The sequence below is a fragment of the Phenylobacterium sp. GW821-FHT12F10 genome (genome assembly GCF_058806695.1).
Window position 1 is genome coordinate 482,353 of record NZ_JBXAPY010000002.1, and the last position, 19,980, is coordinate 502,332.

The 19,980-nt window shown below is 70.6% G+C and carries 17 protein-coding genes and 1 tRNA gene; 10 read left to right on the forward strand and 8 right to left on the reverse strand.

Annotation, left to right across the window (positions count from 1 at the left end; genetic code table 11):
• The first annotated feature begins 115 nt into the window (after positions 1 to 115).
• Positions 116 to 3,526 carry an indolepyruvate ferredoxin oxidoreductase family protein gene (locus AC1RN5_RS14810; RefSeq protein ID WP_493041915.1) on the forward strand — a complete coding sequence of 1,137 codons (3,411 nt, stop codon included), beginning with the start codon at positions 116 to 118 and terminating at the stop codon, positions 3,524 to 3,526.
• A gap of 37 nt (positions 3,527 to 3,563) precedes the next feature.
• Here the strand turns inward: AC1RN5_RS14810 and AC1RN5_RS14815 are convergent, their stop codons facing one another.
• The gene (locus tag AC1RN5_RS14815; RefSeq protein WP_493041917.1) at positions 3,564 to 4,874 is read right to left on the reverse strand and encodes a tetratricopeptide repeat protein; all 1,311 of its coding nucleotides are present in this window, start codon (positions 4,872 to 4,874) and stop codon (positions 3,564 to 3,566) included.
• Positions 4,875 to 5,017: 143 nt separating this feature from the next.
• Here AC1RN5_RS14815 and AC1RN5_RS14820 point away from each other — a divergent pair, with 143 nt between their 5' ends.
• The 3 genes from AC1RN5_RS14820 (at position 5,018) to AC1RN5_RS14830 (ending at position 7,902) form a co-directional block, all read left to right on the forward strand.
• On the forward strand, positions 5,018 to 5,680 hold the full coding sequence (locus AC1RN5_RS14820) for a TetR/AcrR family transcriptional regulator (protein ID WP_493041919.1): 663 nt from the start codon (positions 5,018 to 5,020) through the stop codon (positions 5,678 to 5,680).
• A gap of 76 nt (positions 5,681 to 5,756) precedes the next feature.
• Positions 5,757 to 6,869: an NAD(P)/FAD-dependent oxidoreductase gene (locus AC1RN5_RS14825; protein WP_493041921.1), complete on the forward strand. Its 1,113-nt coding sequence runs from the start codon at positions 5,757 to 5,759 to the stop codon at positions 6,867 to 6,869.
• A gap of 31 nt (positions 6,870 to 6,900) precedes the next feature.
• Positions 6,901 to 7,902, forward strand: coding sequence for an LLM class flavin-dependent oxidoreductase (locus AC1RN5_RS14830; RefSeq protein ID WP_493041922.1), 1,002 nt, complete (start codon positions 6,901 to 6,903; stop codon positions 7,900 to 7,902).
• Between the two features lie 151 nt (positions 7,903 to 8,053).
• Here AC1RN5_RS14830 and AC1RN5_RS14835 read toward each other — a convergent pair whose 3' ends face one another.
• From AC1RN5_RS14835 to AC1RN5_RS14845, 3 genes are read right to left on the reverse strand one after another with little or no spacing between them, the layout of a single operon-like run.
• The gene (locus tag AC1RN5_RS14835) at positions 8,054 to 9,268 is read right to left on the reverse strand and encodes a PQQ-dependent sugar dehydrogenase (protein WP_493041923.1); all 1,215 of its coding nucleotides are present in this window, start codon (positions 9,266 to 9,268) and stop codon (positions 8,054 to 8,056) included.
• A gap of 23 nt (positions 9,269 to 9,291) precedes the next feature.
• Positions 9,292 to 10,980, reverse strand: a complete 1,689-nt coding sequence (gene asnB, locus AC1RN5_RS14840; protein WP_493041924.1) for an asparagine synthase (glutamine-hydrolyzing) — start codon at positions 10,978 to 10,980, stop codon at positions 9,292 to 9,294.
• Positions 10,980 to 12,008: a glycosyltransferase gene (locus AC1RN5_RS14845; protein ID WP_493041926.1), complete on the reverse strand. Its 1,029-nt coding sequence runs from the start codon at positions 12,006 to 12,008 to the stop codon at positions 10,980 to 10,982. The genes asnB and AC1RN5_RS14845 overlap by 1 nt, the downstream gene beginning before the upstream one ends.
• Before the next feature lie 96 nt (positions 12,009 to 12,104).
• Here AC1RN5_RS14845 and AC1RN5_RS14850 point away from each other — a divergent pair.
• From AC1RN5_RS14850 to AC1RN5_RS14860, 3 genes are all read left to right on the forward strand, one after another.
• Positions 12,105 to 12,181, forward strand: a tRNA-Met gene (locus tag AC1RN5_RS14850).
• A 130-nt stretch (positions 12,182 to 12,311) separates the two neighbouring features.
• On the forward strand, positions 12,312 to 12,755 hold the full coding sequence (locus AC1RN5_RS14855) for a hypothetical protein (protein ID WP_421934886.1): 444 nt from the start codon (positions 12,312 to 12,314) through the stop codon (positions 12,753 to 12,755).
• An 82-nt stretch (positions 12,756 to 12,837) separates the two neighbouring features.
• Positions 12,838 to 13,332, forward strand: a complete 495-nt coding sequence (locus AC1RN5_RS14860; RefSeq protein WP_493041927.1) for a hypothetical protein — start codon at positions 12,838 to 12,840, stop codon at positions 13,330 to 13,332.
• On the opposite strand, the gene AC1RN5_RS14865 is transcribed toward AC1RN5_RS14860, so the two are convergent.
• From AC1RN5_RS14865 to AC1RN5_RS14880, 4 genes are all read right to left on the reverse strand, one after another.
• Entirely contained in the window at positions 13,299 to 13,811 is a 513-nt protein-coding gene (locus AC1RN5_RS14865; RefSeq protein WP_493041928.1) for a GNAT family N-acetyltransferase, read from the reverse strand. The genes AC1RN5_RS14860 and AC1RN5_RS14865 overlap by 34 nt on opposite strands.
• Positions 13,811 to 15,403, reverse strand: coding sequence for a matrixin family metalloprotease (locus AC1RN5_RS14870; RefSeq protein WP_493041930.1), 1,593 nt, complete (start codon positions 15,401 to 15,403; stop codon positions 13,811 to 13,813). Before AC1RN5_RS14870 ends, AC1RN5_RS14865 begins: the two co-directional genes overlap by 1 nt.
• A gap of 88 nt (positions 15,404 to 15,491) precedes the next feature.
• Positions 15,492 to 16,115, reverse strand: coding sequence for a class I SAM-dependent methyltransferase (locus AC1RN5_RS14875; protein WP_493041931.1), 624 nt, complete (start codon positions 16,113 to 16,115; stop codon positions 15,492 to 15,494).
• A gap of 52 nt (positions 16,116 to 16,167) precedes the next feature.
• Entirely contained in the window at positions 16,168 to 17,736 is a 1,569-nt protein-coding gene (locus tag AC1RN5_RS14880; protein WP_493041932.1) for a DHA2 family efflux MFS transporter permease subunit, read from the reverse strand.
• A gap of 64 nt (positions 17,737 to 17,800) precedes the next feature.
• Between AC1RN5_RS14880 and AC1RN5_RS14885 the strand changes: the two genes are divergently transcribed.
• From AC1RN5_RS14885 to AC1RN5_RS14895, 3 genes are read left to right on the forward strand one after another with little or no spacing between them, the layout of a single operon-like run.
• Positions 17,801 to 18,415: a TetR/AcrR family transcriptional regulator gene (locus AC1RN5_RS14885; protein WP_493041935.1), complete on the forward strand. Its 615-nt coding sequence runs from the start codon at positions 17,801 to 17,803 to the stop codon at positions 18,413 to 18,415.
• Complete coding sequence (locus tag AC1RN5_RS14890) at positions 18,412 to 18,864, forward strand: PaaI family thioesterase (protein WP_493041936.1); 453 nt, start codon at positions 18,412 to 18,414, stop codon at positions 18,862 to 18,864. Before AC1RN5_RS14885 ends, AC1RN5_RS14890 begins: the two co-directional genes overlap by 4 nt.
• Positions 18,861 to 19,979 carry an HlyD family secretion protein gene (locus tag AC1RN5_RS14895; RefSeq protein WP_493041937.1) on the forward strand — a complete coding sequence of 373 codons (1,119 nt, stop codon included), beginning with the start codon at positions 18,861 to 18,863 and terminating at the stop codon, positions 19,977 to 19,979. Before AC1RN5_RS14890 ends, AC1RN5_RS14895 begins: the two co-directional genes overlap by 4 nt.
• The last annotated feature ends 1 nt before the right edge of the window (position 19,980 follow it).

Below are 19,980 nucleotides of genomic sequence, written 5' to 3' on the forward strand. Positions count from 1 at the left end.
GGGCCTCATTCGTGCCCCGGAACCGCTTGCGAGGGGCACGCCTTTAGCAAGCAATTGCGGCGCACTTATATGATCTTCTAACCTGATTAGGGAACCCAAAAGGAAAGAAATTGCGATGCGGCACCAGGATGTGACGCTCGACGACAAATTTCTGCTCAGCCAAGGCCGTGTGTTCATCACCGGCGTGCAGGCCTTGTTGCGAGTCCTGATGGATCAAAGGCGCCTGGACCAGCAGGCGGGCCTCAACACGGCGGGATTCCTGTCGGGCTATCGCGGCTCTCCCCTGGGCGGTCTCGACCAGCAGGCCACGCGGGCGAGGAAACACCTGGAAGCCTGCGAGGTGGTCTTCAAGGAGGGCCTCAATGAGGACCTGGCGGCCACCGCCGTCTGGGGCAGCCAGCAGGCCAACCTGTTCCCCGGCGCCAGGTTCGATGGGGTGTACGGCATGTGGTACGGCAAGGCGCCCGGCGTCGACCGCACCGGCGACGCCTTCAAGCACGCCAATTTCGCCGGCACCTTCCCCAAGGGCGGGGTCCTGGCCGTGGCCGGGGACGACCACACCTGCAAGTCCTCGACCCTGCCGTCGCAGTCGGAGTTCGCCTTCCAGGACTTCGAGATGCCGGTGCTGTCGCCGGCCGATGTGCAGGAGGTGCTGGACTACGGGCTGCTGGGCTACGCCATGTCGCGCTATTCCGGCCTCTGGGTGGGCCTGATCGCGCTCGCCGACACCATGGATAGCGGCGTCACCATCGACGTCGACCTGGCGCGCCACAGGTTCGTCCTGCCCACCAACTTCGCCCTGCCCCCCGGCGGGCTGGGCATCCGGCTGAAGGACCAGCCCCTGGACAAGGAGCGCCGGCTCCGCACCCAGAAGCTCCCCGCCGCCCTGGCCTTCGCCCGCGCCAACAGGATCGACCGCGTGGTGCTGCCGGCCGCCCGGCCGCGCCTGGGCATCGTCTGTTCGGGCCAGGCCTACAAGGACGTCATCGAGGCCTTCGCGGCCATGCGCATCAGCCTCGAGGAGGCCGCGGCCCTCGGCGTCTCCATATACAAGGTCGGCATGCCCTGGCCCCTGGAGCCGCAGGGGCTGAAGGCCTTCGCCGCCGGCCTCGAGACCCTGATGGTCATCGAGCACAAGCGCCCGCTGATCGAGGTCCAGGCCCGCGCCGCCCTCTATGACCTGCCCGCCCACGCCCGGCCCAGGATCATCGGCAAGACCGACGAGGTGGGCCATCCCCTGCTGTCGGAACTGGGATCGCTGTCGGTGGCCGAGGTGGCGCTCGCCATCGCCGACCGCCTGCCGCCGGGGCCGCACATGGACCGGGTGCACGACTATCTCTCCCGGGTGTCGGCCGCCTCCATGGCCGCCGTGACGCTCGCGGCCGAACAGCAGCGCAAGCCGTTCTTCTGCTCGGGCTGCCCGCACAACACCTCGACGCGACTTCCCGAGGGGTCGCGAGCCCTGGCCGGCATCGGCTGCCACTACATGGCCAGCTTCTCCGATCCCCAGACCGACCTGAACAGCCACATGGGCGGGGAGGGGCTGACCTGGGTGGGGGCGTCGCCCTTCACCACCGAGAGCCACGTCTTCGCCAACCTGGGCGATGGGACCTATAACCACTCCGGATCCCTGGCGATCCGCGCCTCGATCGCCGCCAAGTCGCACATCACCTACAAGCTGCTGTTCAACGACGCCGTGGCCATGACGGGCGGGCAGGCCGCCGAGAGTGGCTTCACCCCGGCCCAGATCACCCGGCAGCTGGCCTCCGAAGGCATTTCCAAGACCGTCATCGTGGCCGACGACGTCGATCGCTACGCCAAGGTCACCGACCTGGCGCCGGGGGTGGAGGTCAAGCCGCGCAGCGAGCTGATGGCCGTGCAGCGGATGCTGCGGGAGACGCCCGGCACCACGGTCCTGCTCTACGACCAGGTCTGCGCCACCGAGAAGCGCCGCCGCCGCAAGCGCGGGGCCATGGAGACCGCCACCAAGCGGGTCTTCATCAACCCCCTAGTCTGCGAGGGCTGCGGCGACTGCTCCAAGGTCTCCAACTGCGTGTCCGTCGAACCTCTGAACACCGAGTTCGGCCGCAAGCGGAAGATCAACCAGTCGAGCTGCAACACCGACTATTCCTGCCTCGGAGGCTTCTGCCCCTCCTTCGTCACCATCGAAGGCGGCGAGAACGCCCAGGCCAAGGCCCTGCCGGCGCTGACGGCCGAGTCCACGCCCCTGCCCACCTTCGCGCCCCTGGAGGGGGTGAAGAACATCGTCTTCACCGGCATCGGCGGCACCGGGGTGACCACCGTCGCCTCGATCCTGGCCATGGCCGCCCACGTGGACGGCCGCGCCGCCTCGGTGGTGGACATGACGGGCCTGGCCCAGAAGGGCGGGGCGGTCTTCTCCCATGTCCGCATCGGCGAGCTGGAGGACACCGTGGTCGGCGGCCGCGTGCCCGCCGCCTCGGCCCATGTGCTGATCGCCTGCGACATCCTCTCGGCCGCGGGGCCGGACGCGCTGTCGCTCTACGCCAAGGACCGCACCGTGGCCTGCGGCAACGAGGACTTCGCTCCCACCGCCGACTTCGTCACCGACCGCGACGTGCGCTTCGACGCCGGCAGCATGGCCCGCCGGATCGCGGCGGCCACCCAGTCCTATGACGAGTGCCCGGCCCACCACCTGGCCGAGACCCACTTCGGCGACGCCATCTACGCCAACATGATCATGGTGGGCTTCGCCTGGCAGAAGGGGCTGATCCCGATCTCCAGCCGGGCGGTCTATCGCGCCATCCGGCTGAACGGGGTGCAGGCCGAGGCCAATCTGCAGGCCTTCGAACTGGGCCGCCGGGTGGCCCACGATCCGAGCCAGCGGGGCAAGGCCGAAGCCGATGTGCCGACGCCGGAGACCATGCCGCTGGCCGAGCTGATCGCCCATCGGGCCAAGGAACTGACCGCCTACCAGAACGCCGCCTACGCCAAGCGCTATCTCGACCGCGTGGACCAGGTGGCCAAGGCCGAGGCCATCTTCGGCTCCGAGGTCCTGACCCGCTCGGTGGCGGTGAACCTCTACAAGCTGATGGCCTACAAGGACGAGTACGAGGTGGCCCGCCTCTATTCCGACGGCCGCTTCGAGGCCGAGAAGAACGGGACCTTCAAGGGCGGCAAGGCCAAGGTCTGGCTCGCCCCGCCGATCATCGCGCCGAAGGATTCCGAGGGCCGGCCCAAGAAGATCGCCTTCGGCGGCTGGATGCTGGACTACGGCTTCCCGGTGCTGGCCAGGCTGAAGGGCCTGCGCGGCACCCGCCTGGACCTCTTCGGCTATAGCGAGGAGCGGAAGATGGAGCGCCGGCTGATCGCGGAGTACGAGGCGGGCCTCGACAAGCTGCTCGCCGGCCTGACGGCGGAGAAAGCGCCTCTGGCCGCCCAGATCGCCCAGATCCCGCAGCAGATCCGCGGCTATGGCCACATCAAGGAGGCCTCGGTGACGACGGCCAAGGCGCAGGAAGCGGCGCTGTGGGGGCAGTGGGGCTAGGCCCTCTCCCGGGGGAGGGCGCCTAGCCCCGAGCCTCCTAGGCCGCCCGGCCCAGGGCGCCGGCCTTCTCGCCCGCGGGGAGGGCCACGGCGCGCTCGGCGATCAGGGCGCGCCGAAGGTCGTGGTCCTTGTTGCGGGTGGCCGCCTCGATCAGGGTCAGGTCGATGAGGTCGCGCTGGGCGTGGCTGCCGCCGAACCGCGCCGAGCGGTTGCGGACCTCCCGCAGGCGCTCCACGGCCCGGCCATAGTCCCCGGCCCCGAAGGCGACCAGACCCTCCATCACCGGCAGACCGACCTCGCCGGCGAAGCTGGCGTTGTCGCCGCCGCCCTTGAGGGCCGCCTGCTGAATCGCCAGCAGGTCCCGGGCGGCGTCGGCGCGTCCGGCACCCACGAAGGCCAGCATGGCGTGGGTGTCGTCGAAGGCGTAGGCGCCCAGGCTGCCGGCGCGGGCCTCGTAGACGTCGGCCAGCTCGTCCCAGCGGTTCCCGAGATCGATGCCGCGCAGGGACAGCCGCCACAGCAGGGCCGAGGCGTCCACCATGTCGAAGGACATGTCGGACTTCGCGCCCCAGATCGGGCCGTCATAGAGCTTCAGCACCTCGTCCACCTCGCCCAGGCCCAGGTGGAAGAGGGCCAGGTGCCACCAGTTGTGGACGGCGAAGAAGCTCTCGCGGGTCCAGGCGTCGATGTCGGCGCGCATCCAGATCACCCCGTCGGCGCGGCGGTCCTGCATCTCCAGGACGTGGGCCACGGCGTGCTGGGCCCAGCCGTTGCGGGACTGCAGCGCCACGGCCTGGCGGCCGGCGGCCTCGGCGCGGTCATAGTGGCCGGTCTCCTCCAGGCCGAAGGCGAGCATGCCCAGGACGGCGTGATAGTCGGGCCGGCCCTGGTCCCACTGGGGGGCCGCGCGGCCGATGCGGTCGCGCAGCATCCGAGAGTCGCCGGTGAGGAAGTCCGTCAGCTGGCCCACCTGGAGGCCCAGGGCGTCCTTCGGATGGGCGATGGTCAGGTCCTCGAAGATGCGGCCGGCGGCCCGGTACTCCCCCGTCAGCATCTTGCCCAGACCGGCCAGGTGACCCTGCTCGCGGTCGTTGGCCGGGAGGGCGAGGGCCGTGGTCGCCGCCTCGACGCCGACGGCCACCGCGGCGGCGTTGGAGCCCACCAGGTGCAGGTAGGCCTTCAGCACATGGGCCATGGTGAAGGCCGGGCTGTCGGCGATGGCGGCCTCCAGCAGGCCGCCGGCGTCGCCGGCGAAGCAATGATAGGCCTCGACGGCCGCCAGGTATTTCTCCGCCGCCGCGCTGCTGGCGCCCGACAGGGTCGAGCCGGATAAGTCACGGTGTTGCATATGTTTTCTCCTAACATGTTGGGCGGAGAGGGTTAGTTTTTCCGGTCGCCGGCCTCTAGCGGATGCGCGGTTGGTTTTGCCGGGAGTTGGATTTCCCTGTTATCTGAGCCGGTTATCCGGGGTTTGGCGAGCGGAAGAAGGCCATGAACGCCGAGGTTGGCGGAAAAACTGCACCGACGGTGCAGTCCGGACCGATGTCGAAGGGCGAGCGCACGCGCAATCGCCTGCTGGACGTCGCCTATCAGGCGGTGATCCGGAAGGGATTCGCGGCCACCTCGATCGAGGAACTGGTGGAGGCCGCGGGCATCACCAAGAGCGGGTTCTTCTACCATTTCCGCGACAAGAACGATCTCGCCCGCCAGATCCTGGGGCGCTACCAGGCCGAGAACGACCACTTCCAGGCCGCCCTGGCCGCCCGGGCGCGGGAGTTGTCGGACGACCCGCTGCACGCCTTCCTGATCTTCCTCAAGCTCTTCGCCGAGGCGATGGAAGGGATGCTGGAGGCCCATCCCGGCTGCATCGTCGCCACCATCACCTACCAGGACCAGGCCTTCGACCGGGAGGTTCGGCAGCGCAACACCGACGGGCTGCTGGCCTGGCGCGGCCTGTTCCTGCCCTGGCTGCAGGAGATCGCGGCGGTCTATCCGCCCCATGCCGAGGTGGACCTGACCGCCCTGGCCGACGGGGTGTTCGTCGTCGCCTCATCAGGCCTGATGCTCACCAAGGCCCTGGACGATCCCAAGGCCATCGCCGGCCAGGTCCTGCTCTATCGCGAGAGCATCCGGATGATCTTCGCGCCCCGCTAGGGCAGGGCGTCTTTCATCATATTAATTGCGCCGGGCTTGGCTTGGCCTGGCGCGCGCCATCGGCTACCCACGGCTGATGGCGGATTTCGATTTCGATGCGGTGGTGGTGGGCGCGGGCGCCGTGGGCCTGGCCTGCGGATATGGGCTCTCCAAGCGCGGCCTGACGGTCGCCGTGCTGGAGGCCGGACCGATCATCGGCGAGGGGGTCTCGGCGCGCAATTCCGAGGTCATCCACGGCGGGCTCTATTATCCGACCGGGTCCCTGAAGGCGAAACTCTGCGTCCAGGGCCGGCGGGCGCTCTACGCCTTCTGCGACAGCCACAAGGTCGCCTATGACCGCTGCGGCAAGCTGGTGGTGGCGACGGTTCCCGAGGAGGTCGGCCGGCTGGAGGGCATCCTGGCCCAGGCCCAGGCCAACGACGTCGAGGGCATGGCGCGGCTCTCCAAGGCCCAGGTGGCGGCCCTGGAGCCCGAGCTAAAGTGCGAGGAGGCCCTGGTCTCCCCCCAGAGCGGGGTGTTCGACAGCCACGGCTACATGCTGGCCCTGGAGGGGGAGATCGAGGCGGCCGGCGGGGCGGTGGTGACCTCCACCCCCTTCGAGGGCGCGAGCCCGCTGGCCGGCGGCGGCTGGTCGGTCCGCGCCGGCGGCGCCGAGCCCACGACGCTGACCTGCCGCCTGCTGGTGACCGCCCCGGGCCTGTCGGCCCAGGCGGTGGCGGCGCAGATCGAGGGCTTCCCGAAGGCGACCATCCCCGAGGGCCACTACGGCAAGGGGGTCTATTTCCGGCTGACCGGCAAGGCGCCCTTCGCCCGGCTGATCTATCCGCCGCCGATCCCCGGGGCGCTCGGCACCCACTACCGCCGCGACCTCGGTGGGCAGGCGGTGTTCGGTCCGGACCTGCAGTTCGTCGAGGCCCTGGACTACAGCGTCGATCCGGCCCGGGCCGGCGAATTCTACGCCTATATCCGCAAGTTCTGGCCGGGCCTGCCGGACGGGGCGCTGAGCCCCGACTATGCCGGCATCCGTCCCAAGCTGCACGGCCCCGGCGAGCCGCAGCCGGACTTCCGCATCGACGGGCCGGAAAAGCACGGCATGGCGGGTCTGGTCACCCTGTTCGGCATCGAGAGCCCGGGCCTGACCAGTTCCCTGGCCATCGGCGAAGAGGTGGCCGCGCGCCTGGGCCTCTAACACTGGCGGCCCGCCTTCCCATATGGGCCCCATGACCCCGCTTTCCGTTCTCGACCTTTCGCCGATCCTGCAGGGGAGCGACGCCGGCCAGTCCCTGCGCAACACGCTGGACCTGGCCCGCCACGCCGAGGCCCTGGGCTACAACCGCTATTGGCTGGCCGAGCATCACAACATGCGCGGGGTGGCCAGCGCCGCGACCTCGGTGGTGATCGCCCACGTGGCGGCAGGCACCCAGGCCATCCGGGTCGGGGCCGGCGGCGTCATGCTGCCCAACCACGCGCCCCTGGTGATCGCCGAGCAGTTCGGGACCCTGGCGGCGCTGCATCCCGGGCGCATCGACCTGGGGGTCGGCCGCGCGCCGGGGACCGACCAGCTCACCGCGCGGGCCCTGCGCCGGACGCTCACCGGCGACGTCGACCAGTTCCCGCAGGACGTCCTGGAGCTGCTGCACTATTTCGAGCCGGCCCAGCCCAACCAGGCGGTTCGCGCCGTGCCCGGCGAGGGGACCCGCGTGCCGGTCTGGATCCTGGGGTCGAGCCTGTTCGGCGCCCAGCTGGCCGCGGCGCTGGGCCTGCCCTTCGCCTTCGCCAGCCATTTCGCCCCGGCCCAGATGATGCAGGCGATCAGTCTCTACCGCGCCCAGTTCCGGCCCTCGGCCTATGCCGAGGCGCCCTATGTGATGCTGGGTCTGAACATCGTGGCCGCGCCCACCGACGAAGAGGCGCGGTTCCTGTTCACCTCCCTGCAGCAGGCCTTCGTCAACCTGCGCACCGGCCAGCCCGGCCCCCTGCCGCCGCCGGTGGAGGGCTATGGCGAGCGCCTCGACCCCATGGCCCAGGCGGGCCTCGCCTCGGCCCTGTCCCAGGCCATCATCGGCTCGCCCGACACGGTGCGGATGGGCCTGGCGGAGTTCGTGGGGCGCACCGGGGCCGACGAGCTGATGGTCACCTCGCAGATCTTCGACCATGGCGCCCGCCTGCGCTCCTTCCAGATCGCCGCCGAGGCGCGGGATGATCTGGCGCGGGCGGCTTAGCGACCGCCCACCCCGCTCATCCCGGCGAAGGCCGGGACCCAGGTGAAACCCACTCCCATCTGCGAAGGGGCGCAGGCTCCGTCTCGGATCTTCTTCGCTCACCCCGGATGAATCTGGGTCCCGGCCTTCGCTGGGATGAGCGGCGTTGGGATCAGCCCTTCGGGACCAGCTTCAGGATCCGGCCCTCGGCGTTGTCGGTGGCCAGGTAGAGGGCGCCGTCGGGGCCGACCACCACGTCGCGGATGCGCTCCTTCAGGTCGGTGAGCAGGCGTTCCTCGCCCACCACCTTGTCGCCGTCGAGGGTCAGGCGGGTGACCGAGGTGCTGGCCAGGCCGCCGATGAACAGGCTGCCCTTCCACTTGGGGAACAGGGCGGCGTTGTAGAAGGCCAGGCCCGAGGGGGCGATCACCGGGTCCCAGTAATAGACCGGCTGCTCCAGGCCTTCCTTGGCCGAGATGCCGGCGCCGATGGGGCCACCTTGATACTCGATGCCGTAGGTGATGGTGGGCCAGCCGTAGTCCTTGCCGGCCTGCGGGATGTTCAGCTCATCGCCGCCGCGGGCGCCGTGCTCGATGGTCCAGAGCTTGCCGGTGGCCGGGTTCAGCGCCGCGCCCTGGACGTTGCGGTGGCCGATGGACCAGATCTCGGGCCGGGCGCCGGGGGTCTTCACGAAGGGATTGTCCTTGGGGACGCTGCCGTCGGAATTCAGCCGCACCACCTTGCCCAGCAGGCCGTCCAGCCGCTCGGCCTGGACCCGGCCTGGCAGGATGGAGCGCTCGCCGAGCGTGATGAACAGCTTGCCGTCCGGCGCGAACACCAGACGGCCGCCATAGTGCAGGGTGGATTCCATCGACGGCGCCTGGTGGAAGATCACCTGGGCGTTCTCGATGGCGCCCTGGCCGTCGGCGCCGATGGTGAGCTTGCCGCGCGCCACGGCGGTGTTGGTGAACTTGCCCTCGGGGTTCTCGGCGTAGCTCCAGTAGACTAGGCCGTTCTTGGCGTAGGCCGGGTCGATGGCCAGGCCCAGCAGGCCGCCCTGGCCCTTGGCGTAGACGGCGGGCAGGCCGGTGACCGGCTCGCTCAGCTTGCCGTCGGGGGTGACGATGCGCAGGCGGCCCGGCCGCTCGGTCACCAGCATCTTGCCGTCCGGCAGGAAGGCGATGGCCCAGGGATTGGCGAGGCCTTCGGCGACAGTCTTCACCTCGAACTCGACGCCGGCCTTGACCTCCGGCGCGCGGGTCTGGTTCGGGAAGGCCGGCGTCAGGTTGGGGGCGTTGGGCGGACGGGTCTCCACCGGGGCGGCCTGGGTCGGGCCGCAGGCGGAGGCGAGGACCGCGACGGCGGCGGTGAAGAGAAGGCGGCGCATATGAAGCTCCTTGAAATCCATAATCAAATTGTTCCGGCGACCTGGCGCAGGGCCTCGTCCGGCGCGGCGCCTTCCAGGTGGATCAGCGACCAGACGGCGAAGAACAGCAGCGGCCAGCGCTCGGCGCCGCCCTGCGCGAAGGTCGCGCGCACCTCGTCCGGTGTCCGCACGCGGCGCACGGCCTCCAGCTTGCCGATCCGCTCGGCGAGGTCGGCGGCGCGGGGCGCGATCCAGGCGTCGACCGGAACGGTGAAGCCCTGCTTGCGGGCCCAGGGATCGGCGGCGGGGCAGACGCGCTCCAGCCACTTGCGGACCAGCCACTTGCCGTAGCGCCCGCGCACCTTGAACCGGTCGGGCAGGGGGAAGGCGAAGTCGGCGACGCGCGGGTCGAGGAACGGCGTGCGCCCCTCCAGGCCGTGAGCCATCAGGCAGCGGTCCAGCTTCAGCAGCAGGTCGTTCGGCAGCCAGGTGGCGATGTCGGCCCACTGGGCCTGCTGCAGGCGGGTGAGGCCGGCGGGCGGCTTGGCCTGGGTCCGCCAGCGCGAGAGCGCCTGGGCGTCGTCGGGGCGCGGCTCGGCCGCGCGGCCCCCCAGCCAGGCCGGGCGCAGGGCCTTGCGATAGCGGCCATAGCCGCCGAATAGCTCGTCGCCCCCCTCGCCGGTGAGCACCACGGTGAGCGTCCCCTTGGCGGCCTCGGCCAGCTTGTAGGTGGGCAGGGTGGCGTAGTCGGCGGTGGGATCGTCCAGGGCCCAGGCGACCTGGGGCAGGATCCGCCAGAAGTCGGCCTCGTCGAAGGTGGTCTCGCGCCAGTCCAGGTTCAGGGCTTTCGCCACCCGCTCGGCCTGGGCCCGCTCGTCCTTGGCGCCCGGCGCCTCGAAGCCGCAGGTGAAGGCGGTGACCGGCCGGGCGTTCAGCCGCGACATCAGGGCGCCGATCGCCGCGCTGTCGATGCCGCCCGACAGGAACAGGCCGTAGGGCACGTCGGAGCGCTGATGGACGCGGACGCTGTCCTCCAGCACGGTGTCGAGCTGGCCGATCAGCGCCGCCTCATCGCCCGCGGTGGGGGCGGGTGGGACGGAGAGGAAGGGCCGCCGCGTCGAGGGTTGCAGCTTGCCGTCGATCACCTCGACGATTTCGCCGGGCGCCAGGCGCCTCAGGCCCTTGAAGATGGTCGCCTCGCCGAGGGCGTAGTTGAAGGCCAGGAGTTCGCGGGCGTGGTCCTCGCTGAGCTCCGACGGCAGCAGGCTGGCCAGGGCGCGGGGTTCGGAGGCGAAATAGACCGCCCCGTCCTGCTCGAGCACATAGAGCGGCTTGATGCCGAACGGGTCGCGCACCAGCCAGGTGCGGCCGTCGGCGCCGATCAGGCAGAAGGCGTACATGCCCCGCAGCCGCTGAAAGGCGGCGGGCCCCTCCTGAGCGTAGAGGTGCAGCAGGGGCTCGAAGTCCGAGCCGGTGGCGAGCTCGCCCGCCAGGCCGAACTCGGCGGTCAGTTCCAGATAGTTGTAGATCTCGCCATTGCCGATGACCGTGCAGCCGGCCGCATGCAAGGGCTGCCAGCCACCCTCCAGGTCGATGATGGAGAGGCGGGCATGGGCCACCGAGCCGCCGCGCACCTGCTCGGTGCGCACCCCGTTGGGGCCGCGGTGGGTCAGGGTCTCGATCATGGGACGCGCGGAGGCCGTCCCGTGCAGCACCCCGGCGATGCCGCACATCAGGCGGCTCCGTAGTCGGAAAACAGCGACCGCCACTGGGCGACGACGGCGGCCTCGGAGAACTCGGCCTCCACGCGGTCCGAGCCGTTCTGCACCAGGCGGATGCGCAGCATGGGGTCGGCCAGCAGGCGAGCGACCGCGGCGGCGAGCGCCTCGGCCTCGTCGACGGGGACCAGCAGGCCGTCCTGCCCGTCGGCGATCAGGGCGGCTGGGCCCTGGCTGGCGGCGGCCACCACCGGCAAGCCGTGGGCCCAGGCCTGGATCACCACATTGCCCAGGGGCTCGTAGCGGGAGGGGAAGACGCAGACATCGGCGGCGCGATAGAGGGCCGAGGCGTCGGTGCGCCAGCCCAGGAACCGCACCCGGTCGGCGACGCCCAGGGCCGCGGCCATGGCCTTCAGCTTGGCCTCCTGCGGCCCCACGCCGGCGATCCACAGGAAGGCGTCGGGAATCTCGGTCAGGGCCTGGAGGGTGATGTCGTGGGCCTTGGCCTCGTGCAGCCGGCCCATGGAGAGCAGCAGGGGGGCGTCGGCGGGGGTGGCGAGGCTGGCGCGGTCGGCGGCGGGCGCCTCCGCCGGCGTGGCGGCGAAGTTGGGGATGCAGCGCACCTTGCCCGGCGGCCAGCCCTGGCCGACGATCCATTCGGCGATGTCCTCGGTATTGGCCACCAGCTCGTCGAAGCCGCGATAATATTTGAGATTGTAGTAGCCGCCGAGCCGGCCGATCCGCGCCCAGGGCCCCTTGGGCGTGTGGCGGGCGGCGCGGTTCATCCAGGCGAGCGCCAGCTTGGCGCCCTGCCGCCGGGCGAAGCCGGCGACCTTGGGCTTGGTCAGCAGGTCGATGGGGCCGCCGAATCGGAAGGTCTCGACGGGGACGCCGGCGGCGGCCAGGCGGGCCTGGCGATTGGCGTTGGGACGGATGGCGGCGGCCTGGGCGACGCCCGCGCGGGACAGGCCTGAGACCAGGTCGACGAAGTACGTCTCCGCGCCGCCTTCGCCGGCCGTTCCAAGGAGGTGGAGCACGCTCATATGAGCCGCAACTCTAGCCGGGCTTTGCGCCGCACCCAAGCCGCTTGAAGCGACGAACATCCCACCCTATAACCCGCGCCTCCGCGGGTGGCTCATGGCTGGGTAGCTCAGTTGGTTAGAGCGGTGGATTCATAACCCACAGGTCGGCGGTTCGAGCCCGCCTCCAGCTACCACCCGCGGACAATTCCTCGCCAAGTGGCGCCATCCCGACATCGCACCCTAGGTTTAGTTTGCAACCTATGGCACAGCTTGGCGGAACGCTGTGATCTCAAATGAGACTCGCGACAGCGGCGGGAGGACGACATGACCGACAGACGGGTGCACATCGTGGCCTATGAGACCTCGGGCCAGCCGACCGAGATGGTGGTGGGCGCCACCGACTACACCATCCATCTCGACCAGAGGCCGGTGCTCCGGCCGAAGAACCATCGTGCCGGGACCGTCTTCGTCATGGAGGACGCGCATGACGACGGCGCCTACTATTTCCGCCACGAGGCCAGCGGGTTGTATCTGGCCCACTGGCACCTGCAATTGGCCTTGACCCAGAAGAGCGGCGGCCCGCGCGAGCTGTTGCTGTTCCAGTGCAAGATGGACGGGCTGGATCCCGCGCCCTGGGTGGCGATCAACAACAACGACAAGAAGCAGGTGATCGATATCGACCACGGGGTCATGGAGGACGGCCGCACGATCCTGTCCTTCCCCTGGAACGGCGGCAAGAACCAGTGGTGGCGGCTCGAGGACGCCTGAGCCGCAGGCGCCCGAGCCGAGCGCGATCCCGTCGGGCGTGCAGGACGTCGCCGCGCCGCGCGGCTGTGCTAGGACTGCGGCCATGCGTCTCCTCGCCTCGCTTTCCGTCCTGACCTTGCTGGCCCTGGCCGCCTGCGGCCCCGCCGCGCCGCCGGCCGGACCCCCGGCCGTCCCGTCGCGCTGGTCGACCATTGTCACCGGCGCGGGGATGGCCCTGGCCTACGCGCCGGAAAGCGCGAGCGTCCAGACCCCGCCGATCCGGCTGAGCTGCGCCCGCGATCCGGCCGAGTTCCGGGTGGCGGTGGAGAAGATCATCCCCATCGGCAGCGAGGACCGGCTGTCGGTGGGGTTCGGCGGCGAACCCTTCGCCCTGGTGGTGACGGCGGAGTCGCTGACGGCGCCGGAGGGGGTGGAGGCCACGGGCCCCATCACCCAGGACCTGCTGATCGTCCTGCAGACCGCCACCAAGATTCAGGGCGTCTACGGCGCGAGCCAGTTCGGCCCCTATGACGCGCCGCCGCCGGCGATGCTGTCGGCCTTCGCTCAGGGCTGCCGGGCGGCGGGGGTCAGCCGGTAGAGGTCCTGGACCTGGCCATTGTCTTCGTACTGGCCGGCCGGTTCGAAGCCGAGCTTGGCGAGCACGCCCTTCGACCCGCGGTTTTCCGGACGGGTCCAGGCGACGAGGCTGGGAAGTCCCAGGATCTCCAGGCCGTGCGCCACCAGGCGCGCTCCGGCCTCGGTGGCGATACCGTCGCCCCAGGCTGAGCGCTTCAGACGGTAGGCGATCTGGATCTCGTCGGTCCCCTCCAGGGGGACCAGCCCCACCCAGCCCAGCATCTCGTCGGGCGCGGCCCTGCGGAAGATCGCCCAGTAGCCGAGGCCCGGCCCCCAATCGGTGGAGAACTGGCGGGTCAGGTGAGCTCGCTGCTGGGCTGGCGGCCAGACCGGACCCAGATGGCGCATCACCTCCGGGTCGCTGTTGATGGCGACACAGGCCTCCAGGTGCTCGGGTCCGCGGGGGCGCAGGACTAGGCGCGGAGTCTCGAAGACGCTCATCAGCCGGCGAAGATCCAGTCGCCGCCGAGGCTGGCGATATTGACCCCCACCAGGATCATCCGGGCGCCGCCGGTCATGTCGATGACCACATCGGCGCCCACCTGGCTGGCGGTGGCGGCGGTCCCAGCGTCGAGCTGCACCCGGTCGCCCTGGGCGCGGTTGAAGTCGAGGACCCGGTCGATGCCGGCCGCGCCCCAGGTGTGGAAGATGTCGGCGCCGGCCCCGCCGCTGAGGGTGTCGTCGCCGAGGTCGCCGGACATCCAGTCGTCGCCGGCCCCGCCCGCCAGGCTGTCGTCGCCCTGGCCGCCCCGCACCCAGTCGATCCCGTCGCCACCCTCCTGGGTGTCGGCGCCCAGATTGCCGTAGACCACGTCGCCATCGGCGTCGCCGAACAGCATGTCGGAGCCCTGGCCGCCCACCACCCAGTCGGGGCCGTCGCCGCCGCGGACGGTGTCATTGCCCTGGTTGCCGTGGGTGTCGTCGAAGCCGCTCCCCCCGACGATGCTGTCGTCCCCGAGGAAGCCGCGCAGGAAGTCGTTCCCGCCGCCGCCGTTCAGGTAGTTGCCCGCGTCATTGCCCAGGATGGTGTCGGTGGCCGAGCCCCCCAGCACGTTCTCGATCACCGTCCCGTAGGCGATGCCCAGGTTGTTGGACCAGGTGTAGGTCTCCGGATCGATGATGAAGTCGGAGATGGTGGTCCCGGCGTTGGGATAGAGGCCGTTCCAGTAGTTGGCCTGGGCCTGGGCCGAATAGTAGGCGATCGAGGAATAGGCGCCCGGCGTCAGGTCGACGACGGAGGAGCGCGTATGGCCCGACAGGTCGAAGGTGTCGGTCCCGCCGGCGTCGTAGATGGCCTGCATGAACGGCGTGGCCTGGGACCAGGTGTAGGTGGTGTCCCCGGCCGCCGTGGTCGGATCGGCCCCGTACTTGGCCTGCAGGGCGGCGATGTCGAAGACCATGGGGGTGGAGGGGGCCACCGCCCGGCCCACCAGCCGGTTGACCCCGTCCACCGGCTCGATCGTCACATAGAAGGCGTCCTTGTAGAGATCGTACGCCATCACCGTGTAGCGGATGTTGTCGTACTCGGCGGGCAGGACCGCGCCCGGGCCGAAGGGATGCTGCAGGCCCAGGGCATGCCCCAGCTCGTGCAGGACGGTCTCGAAACCCGGGGAGCCGGCGGCGAAGGTGCTGGTCTGCAGGGTCTCGTCCAGCCAGACGTCGCCCTCCCAGGGCGAGGGCTGGTAGCCCGGCGTGGGCGGCCGGTAGGCGTAGGCCTCGGTCTTGTCGCTGCTGGTGAAGTCGTTGACGTCGGTGAAGGCGATGCGGATCTGGCCCGGCGCCGCCAGGTCGTCGGTCTCCACCAGGCTGATGGCGATGGTCTTGTCCCAGGCCTCGAGGGCGGCGCGGAATCGCACGTCCTGGACGTCCGTCGGGGCGGCGTAGTCGGCGTTGGCCTGTTCGTCGTCCACCGCGTAGCCGGGCCACAGGCTGCCGGCGCGGGGGAAGGAGAAGGTGACCTGGCCGCCCGCCCAGACGTTGCCCTCGTCATAGAGGAGGACGGTGGTGATTTCCGCGAGGCTCGGCGCCGCCATACTAGTCCCCCAACTCAGGACGCCCGTGCGCGCCGCGACTTCTCCACCCTAGCTTGAATCCTGGGGGGCGGCGCAAGCGCAAACACCCTCAGGCGGCGACCGCCGTCCCCCACTCGTTCCAGCCGGCGATGCGCGGGGTTCCGGGGATGTACATGGTCTCGACCCCCTGCAGTTTCAGGCCCGCCGCGGCGATGGCGCTGGCCACCGGGCGGATGAGGTGGCAGCCGCCCGCCATGCGGCTCCAGAGCGGGTCCCAGAACCTTTGCCACTTGGCGACGTCCGCATCGGGGGCCAGGCCGTGCTCGCAGAACAGGAAGCGGCCGCCGGGCTTGAGCACCCGACGCGCCTCGGCCAGCGCCGCGGCCGGATTGCGCACCGAGCAGAGGGTGAAGGTGCAGACCACGGTGTCGAAGCTGCCGGACTCGAAGGGCAGGGCCTCGGCGGTCCCATCGTCCACCTCCACCTTCAGCCCCTCGGGGCGCGGGGCGGCCCGGGCGAGGGCCCTCAGCTCGGGGGAGGGGTCGACGCCCACCACGGCGCTGACCTTGGCGGGATCGTAGAAGGCGAGGTTCAGGCCCATGCCGATCCCCAGCTCCAGCACCTTGCCGCCGGCCTGGGGCACGATCTTGGCCCTCTGTTTCATCATCGGCGGCGAGGTGCAGGCGCAGGTCAGCAGGCGCGGCAGGATCTTGCGGTCGTAGAAGGATGTCATGGCGTCTCGCCCCCAGGCTATGGCCCAGCATCCCCCAGGGCGAGACCGCCGGCTAGTGTTCGTTCACCGGCGCGGCGTCGGTGGGGGCGGGCTTGCAGAAGGGGACGATCACTAGGGCCAGGATGAAGACCCAGGCCATCAGCCGGAAGGTGTCGGCGAAGGCCAGGGTCGCGGCCTGGCGCCCGACGATGCGCGCCAGCTGGCTCTGGGCCTGGCCGAGCGCCAGGGCGGCGTCGGGCGTGAAGCGCGAGGCGTAGGCGGTGAGCCCCGCCACCACCCCGCCGGCCTGTTCGGGGCGGGCCGACATGGCCTCCCCCAGGCGCAGGGCGTGGACCCGGCCGAAGTCGGCGATCCAGGTGTTGACCACGGCGATGCCGATGGCCCCGCCCAGGTTGCGCATCAGGTTGAACAGGCCCGACGCATAGCGCAGCTCGGCCGGCGCCACCCCGTTGAGCGCCATGCCCACCGCCGGCACGATGCAGAGCAGCACCGCGAAGCCGCGCACCGCCTGCGGGACCAGCAGCTCGGCGAAGCCCCAGTCGGCGGTGATGTTGGAGAACATCCACAGGCCGAGCGCGAAGAAGCAGAACCCCACCCCGATCACATAGCGCCCGTCGACCCGGGTGGAGAGCCGCGCGGCGATGGGGGCGGCGACGGCCATGGTCAGGCCGGAGACGAAGACCGTCACCCCGATCTGCAGGCTGGTGAAGCCCCGCACCCGCCCCAGGAACACCGGGGTCAGGTAGGTGGCCGAATAGAGTCCGAAGCCGATCACCAGGTTGAGCACGCAGGCCATGGCGAAGGTCGGCCGCCGGAAGGGGGTCAGCTTCAGGACCGGCATGGTGGAGAAGAAGGTGCGCTCGAAGAACACCCCCGCCCCCACCAGGGAGATCCAGGCCGCCGAGGCCACGCCGGGATCGGTGAACCACTCGTGGCGGGGGCCTTCCTCCAGGACGTATTGCAGGCCCCCCAGGAAGACCGCCAGGGACGCGACGTGCAGCCAGTCGATCCTGCGCAGCATGGACGGGTCGGCCTCGTCCACCTTGCCCAGGGCCGGCAGGATCAGGGTGATGGCCAGGCCCGGGATGACGTTCATGAAGAACAGCATCCGCCAGTCGGCGACATCGGTGACCCAGCCGCCGACGCTGGGGCCCAGGGTCGGGGCCAGCGTCGAGACCATGCCCAGGATGGCCGGGATCATCGCCCGCTTGGGGCCGTCGAACATGGCGAAGCCGGTGGCGAACACCGTGGGCACCATGGCCCCGCCGGTGAAGCCCTGGATGGCCCGGAAGACGATCATGGAATCGATGTCCCAGGCCAGGCCGCACATCAGGCTGGACAGGGTGAACAGGGCCGCCGAGGCGGTGAACAGCCAGCGGGTGGAGATGGCCTGGGAGAGGAAGGCCGCCAGCGGGATCATGACGATCTCGGCCATCAGATAGGCGGTCTGCACCCAGGCGATCTCGTCGGGTCCGGCCGAGAGCCCCGCCTGGATCGAGCCCAGGGAGCCGGCGACGATCTGGATGTCCAGCAGGGCCATGAACTGGCCGAACGCCATGACCCCGAAGATCAGCAGCTTGCGGCGGTCGGAGAGGCGTCCCACCGCGGTTTGATCGCTCATGGCATTGCTCTTGCGGACCCGCGCACCATTATATTATGATCATCATATAAAGCGGAGACGCGCAATGCGCTATGGCGAAGATCACAAGGCCGAGACGCGGGCTCGGGTGGTGAAGGCCGCGGCCAGCGCGATGCGGCGCCTGGGGCCTGACCGCGTCAGCGTGGCGGAGATCATGGGGGAGGCGGGCCTCACCCACGGCGGCTTCTACGCCCACTTCACCTCCAAGGACGCCCTGGTGGGGGCCGCCGTACAGGCGGCCTTCGACCAGAGCCGGCGGCGGCTGACCCGCATGGCTAGGGCCGGGGATTCCCAGGCCCTGCTATCGGGCTTCGTCGACTTCTATGTCTCCGCCGAGCACCGCGACCATCCCGAGCGGGGCTGCCCCATCGCCCTCTTGTCATCGGACATTCCGCGTCAGGGCCCTCCGGCGCGAGCGGCCTTCGACTCCGGCGTCGACTCCCTGATCGAGATGATCGCCAGCCGCCTGCAGGTGGGCGCGGCCGACGAGCGCCAGGGCCTGGCCGGCTCCCTGCTGGCCGAGATGGCCGGGGCGGTGGCCCTGTCGCGCGCCGTGTCCGACCGCGCGCTCTCCGACCGGCTGCTGGCCGAGAGCCGCGCCCGCATCAAGGCCCGCATGGGCCTTGCCCCTTCCTCCCCGGAACAAGGCGACCCTTCGTGAGTGACGTCATCGACTTCGCGGCCCTGAGCGGGCTGGAGCAACTGCGGGCGATCTTCATCGACCCCACCGCCCCGCCGGTGGGCATGGGCCACACCATGGGCTTCGATCACGTGGAGATCGACGACGGCCGGGTGGTGTTCGGCGCCACGCCCCACGCCGGGGTCTACAACCCCATCGGCTCGGTGCACGGCGGGTTCGCCGCCACCCTGCTGGACTCCTGCGTCGGCTGCGCGGTCCATTCCAGGCTGAAGCCCGGCCAGGGCTACACCACCCTGGAGCTGAAGGTCGCCTATCACCGGGCCATGACCGAGCACACCGGTCCGGTCCGCGCCGAGGGCAAGGTCATCTCCATCGGCCGGCGCGCCGCCTTCGCCGAGGGCCGGCTGACCGACCTGAACGGCCGCCTCTACGCCACGGCCTCCAGCACGCTCCTGGTGTTCGACCGATGAGCGCGGCGACCTATGAGGAGGGACCCAAGGTCGTGCCCCTGAAGGTCCGCCGCCGACCGCCGACCCGGGCCCTGATCGTGCTCGCCCTGGCCGTGGTCCTGGCGGTCGGCGGGGTGACCTGGCTGCGGGCGCCCAAGGCCACCGTCACCACCGAGAACGCCTATTTGAAGAGCGACCGCACCGTGGTGGCGCCCCGCGTGAAGGGCCTGATCGCCCAGGTCCTGGTGGCCGACAATCAGACCGTGAAGGCCGGCCAGCCCCTGATCGTGCTGGACCCCGAGGAGTACGCCGCCCGCCTGGCCGCCGCCCAGGGCGAGGTGGCCATGACCGCCGCCTCCGTGGCCGCCGCCGAAGGGGCCCTGTCGCGGCTGGGGGCGGAGGAGGCCCTGGCGGCCTCCACCGTGGCCGAGGCCCAGACCGGGATCCGCGCCGCCGACGCCCAGTCGGCCCGGGCCCAGGCCGACTGGGAGCGTTACGAATCGCTGGTGGATTCCGGGACCGTCGCCCGCCGCGACGCCGAGCGGATCCGCGCCGAGGCGGTCAGCGCCAGCGCCGTGGCCGAACGCAGCCGCGCCGCCTACGCCGTCAGCCGCAACCAGGCCGCCGTCACCGGCAGCCGGCGCGGCGAGGCCCTGGCGGCCCTGGACTCCGCCCGCGCCGCCCACGCCAAGGCCATCGCCGCCCTCAGCCTCGCCCAGCAGGACGCCGACCACGCGGTGATCCGCGCCCCCATCGCCGGGACGGTCGGCGACCGCCAGGCCAATCCGGGGGACTATGTGGCGCCGGGCACGCGCCTGCTGACCCTGGTGCCCATGGACACCCTCTATGTCACCGCCAATTTCAAGGAGACCCAGGTCGAGCGCATGCTGCGCGGCCAGGCGGCGACCATCCGCGTCGACGCCCTGCCGGGGGTGAGGTTCAAGGCCCATGTGGACAGCTTCGCGCCGGGATCGGGGTCGGAGTTCGCTCTGCTGCCCTTCGAGCCCGGCTCGGGCAACTTCACCAAGATCGTCCAGCGGGTGCCGGTGCGCCTGAAGCTCGATCCGGGCCAGCCCGAGGTCGCGCGCCTGCGCCCCGGCCTGTCGGCCAAGGTGACGGTGCGGCTGAAGGACTAGG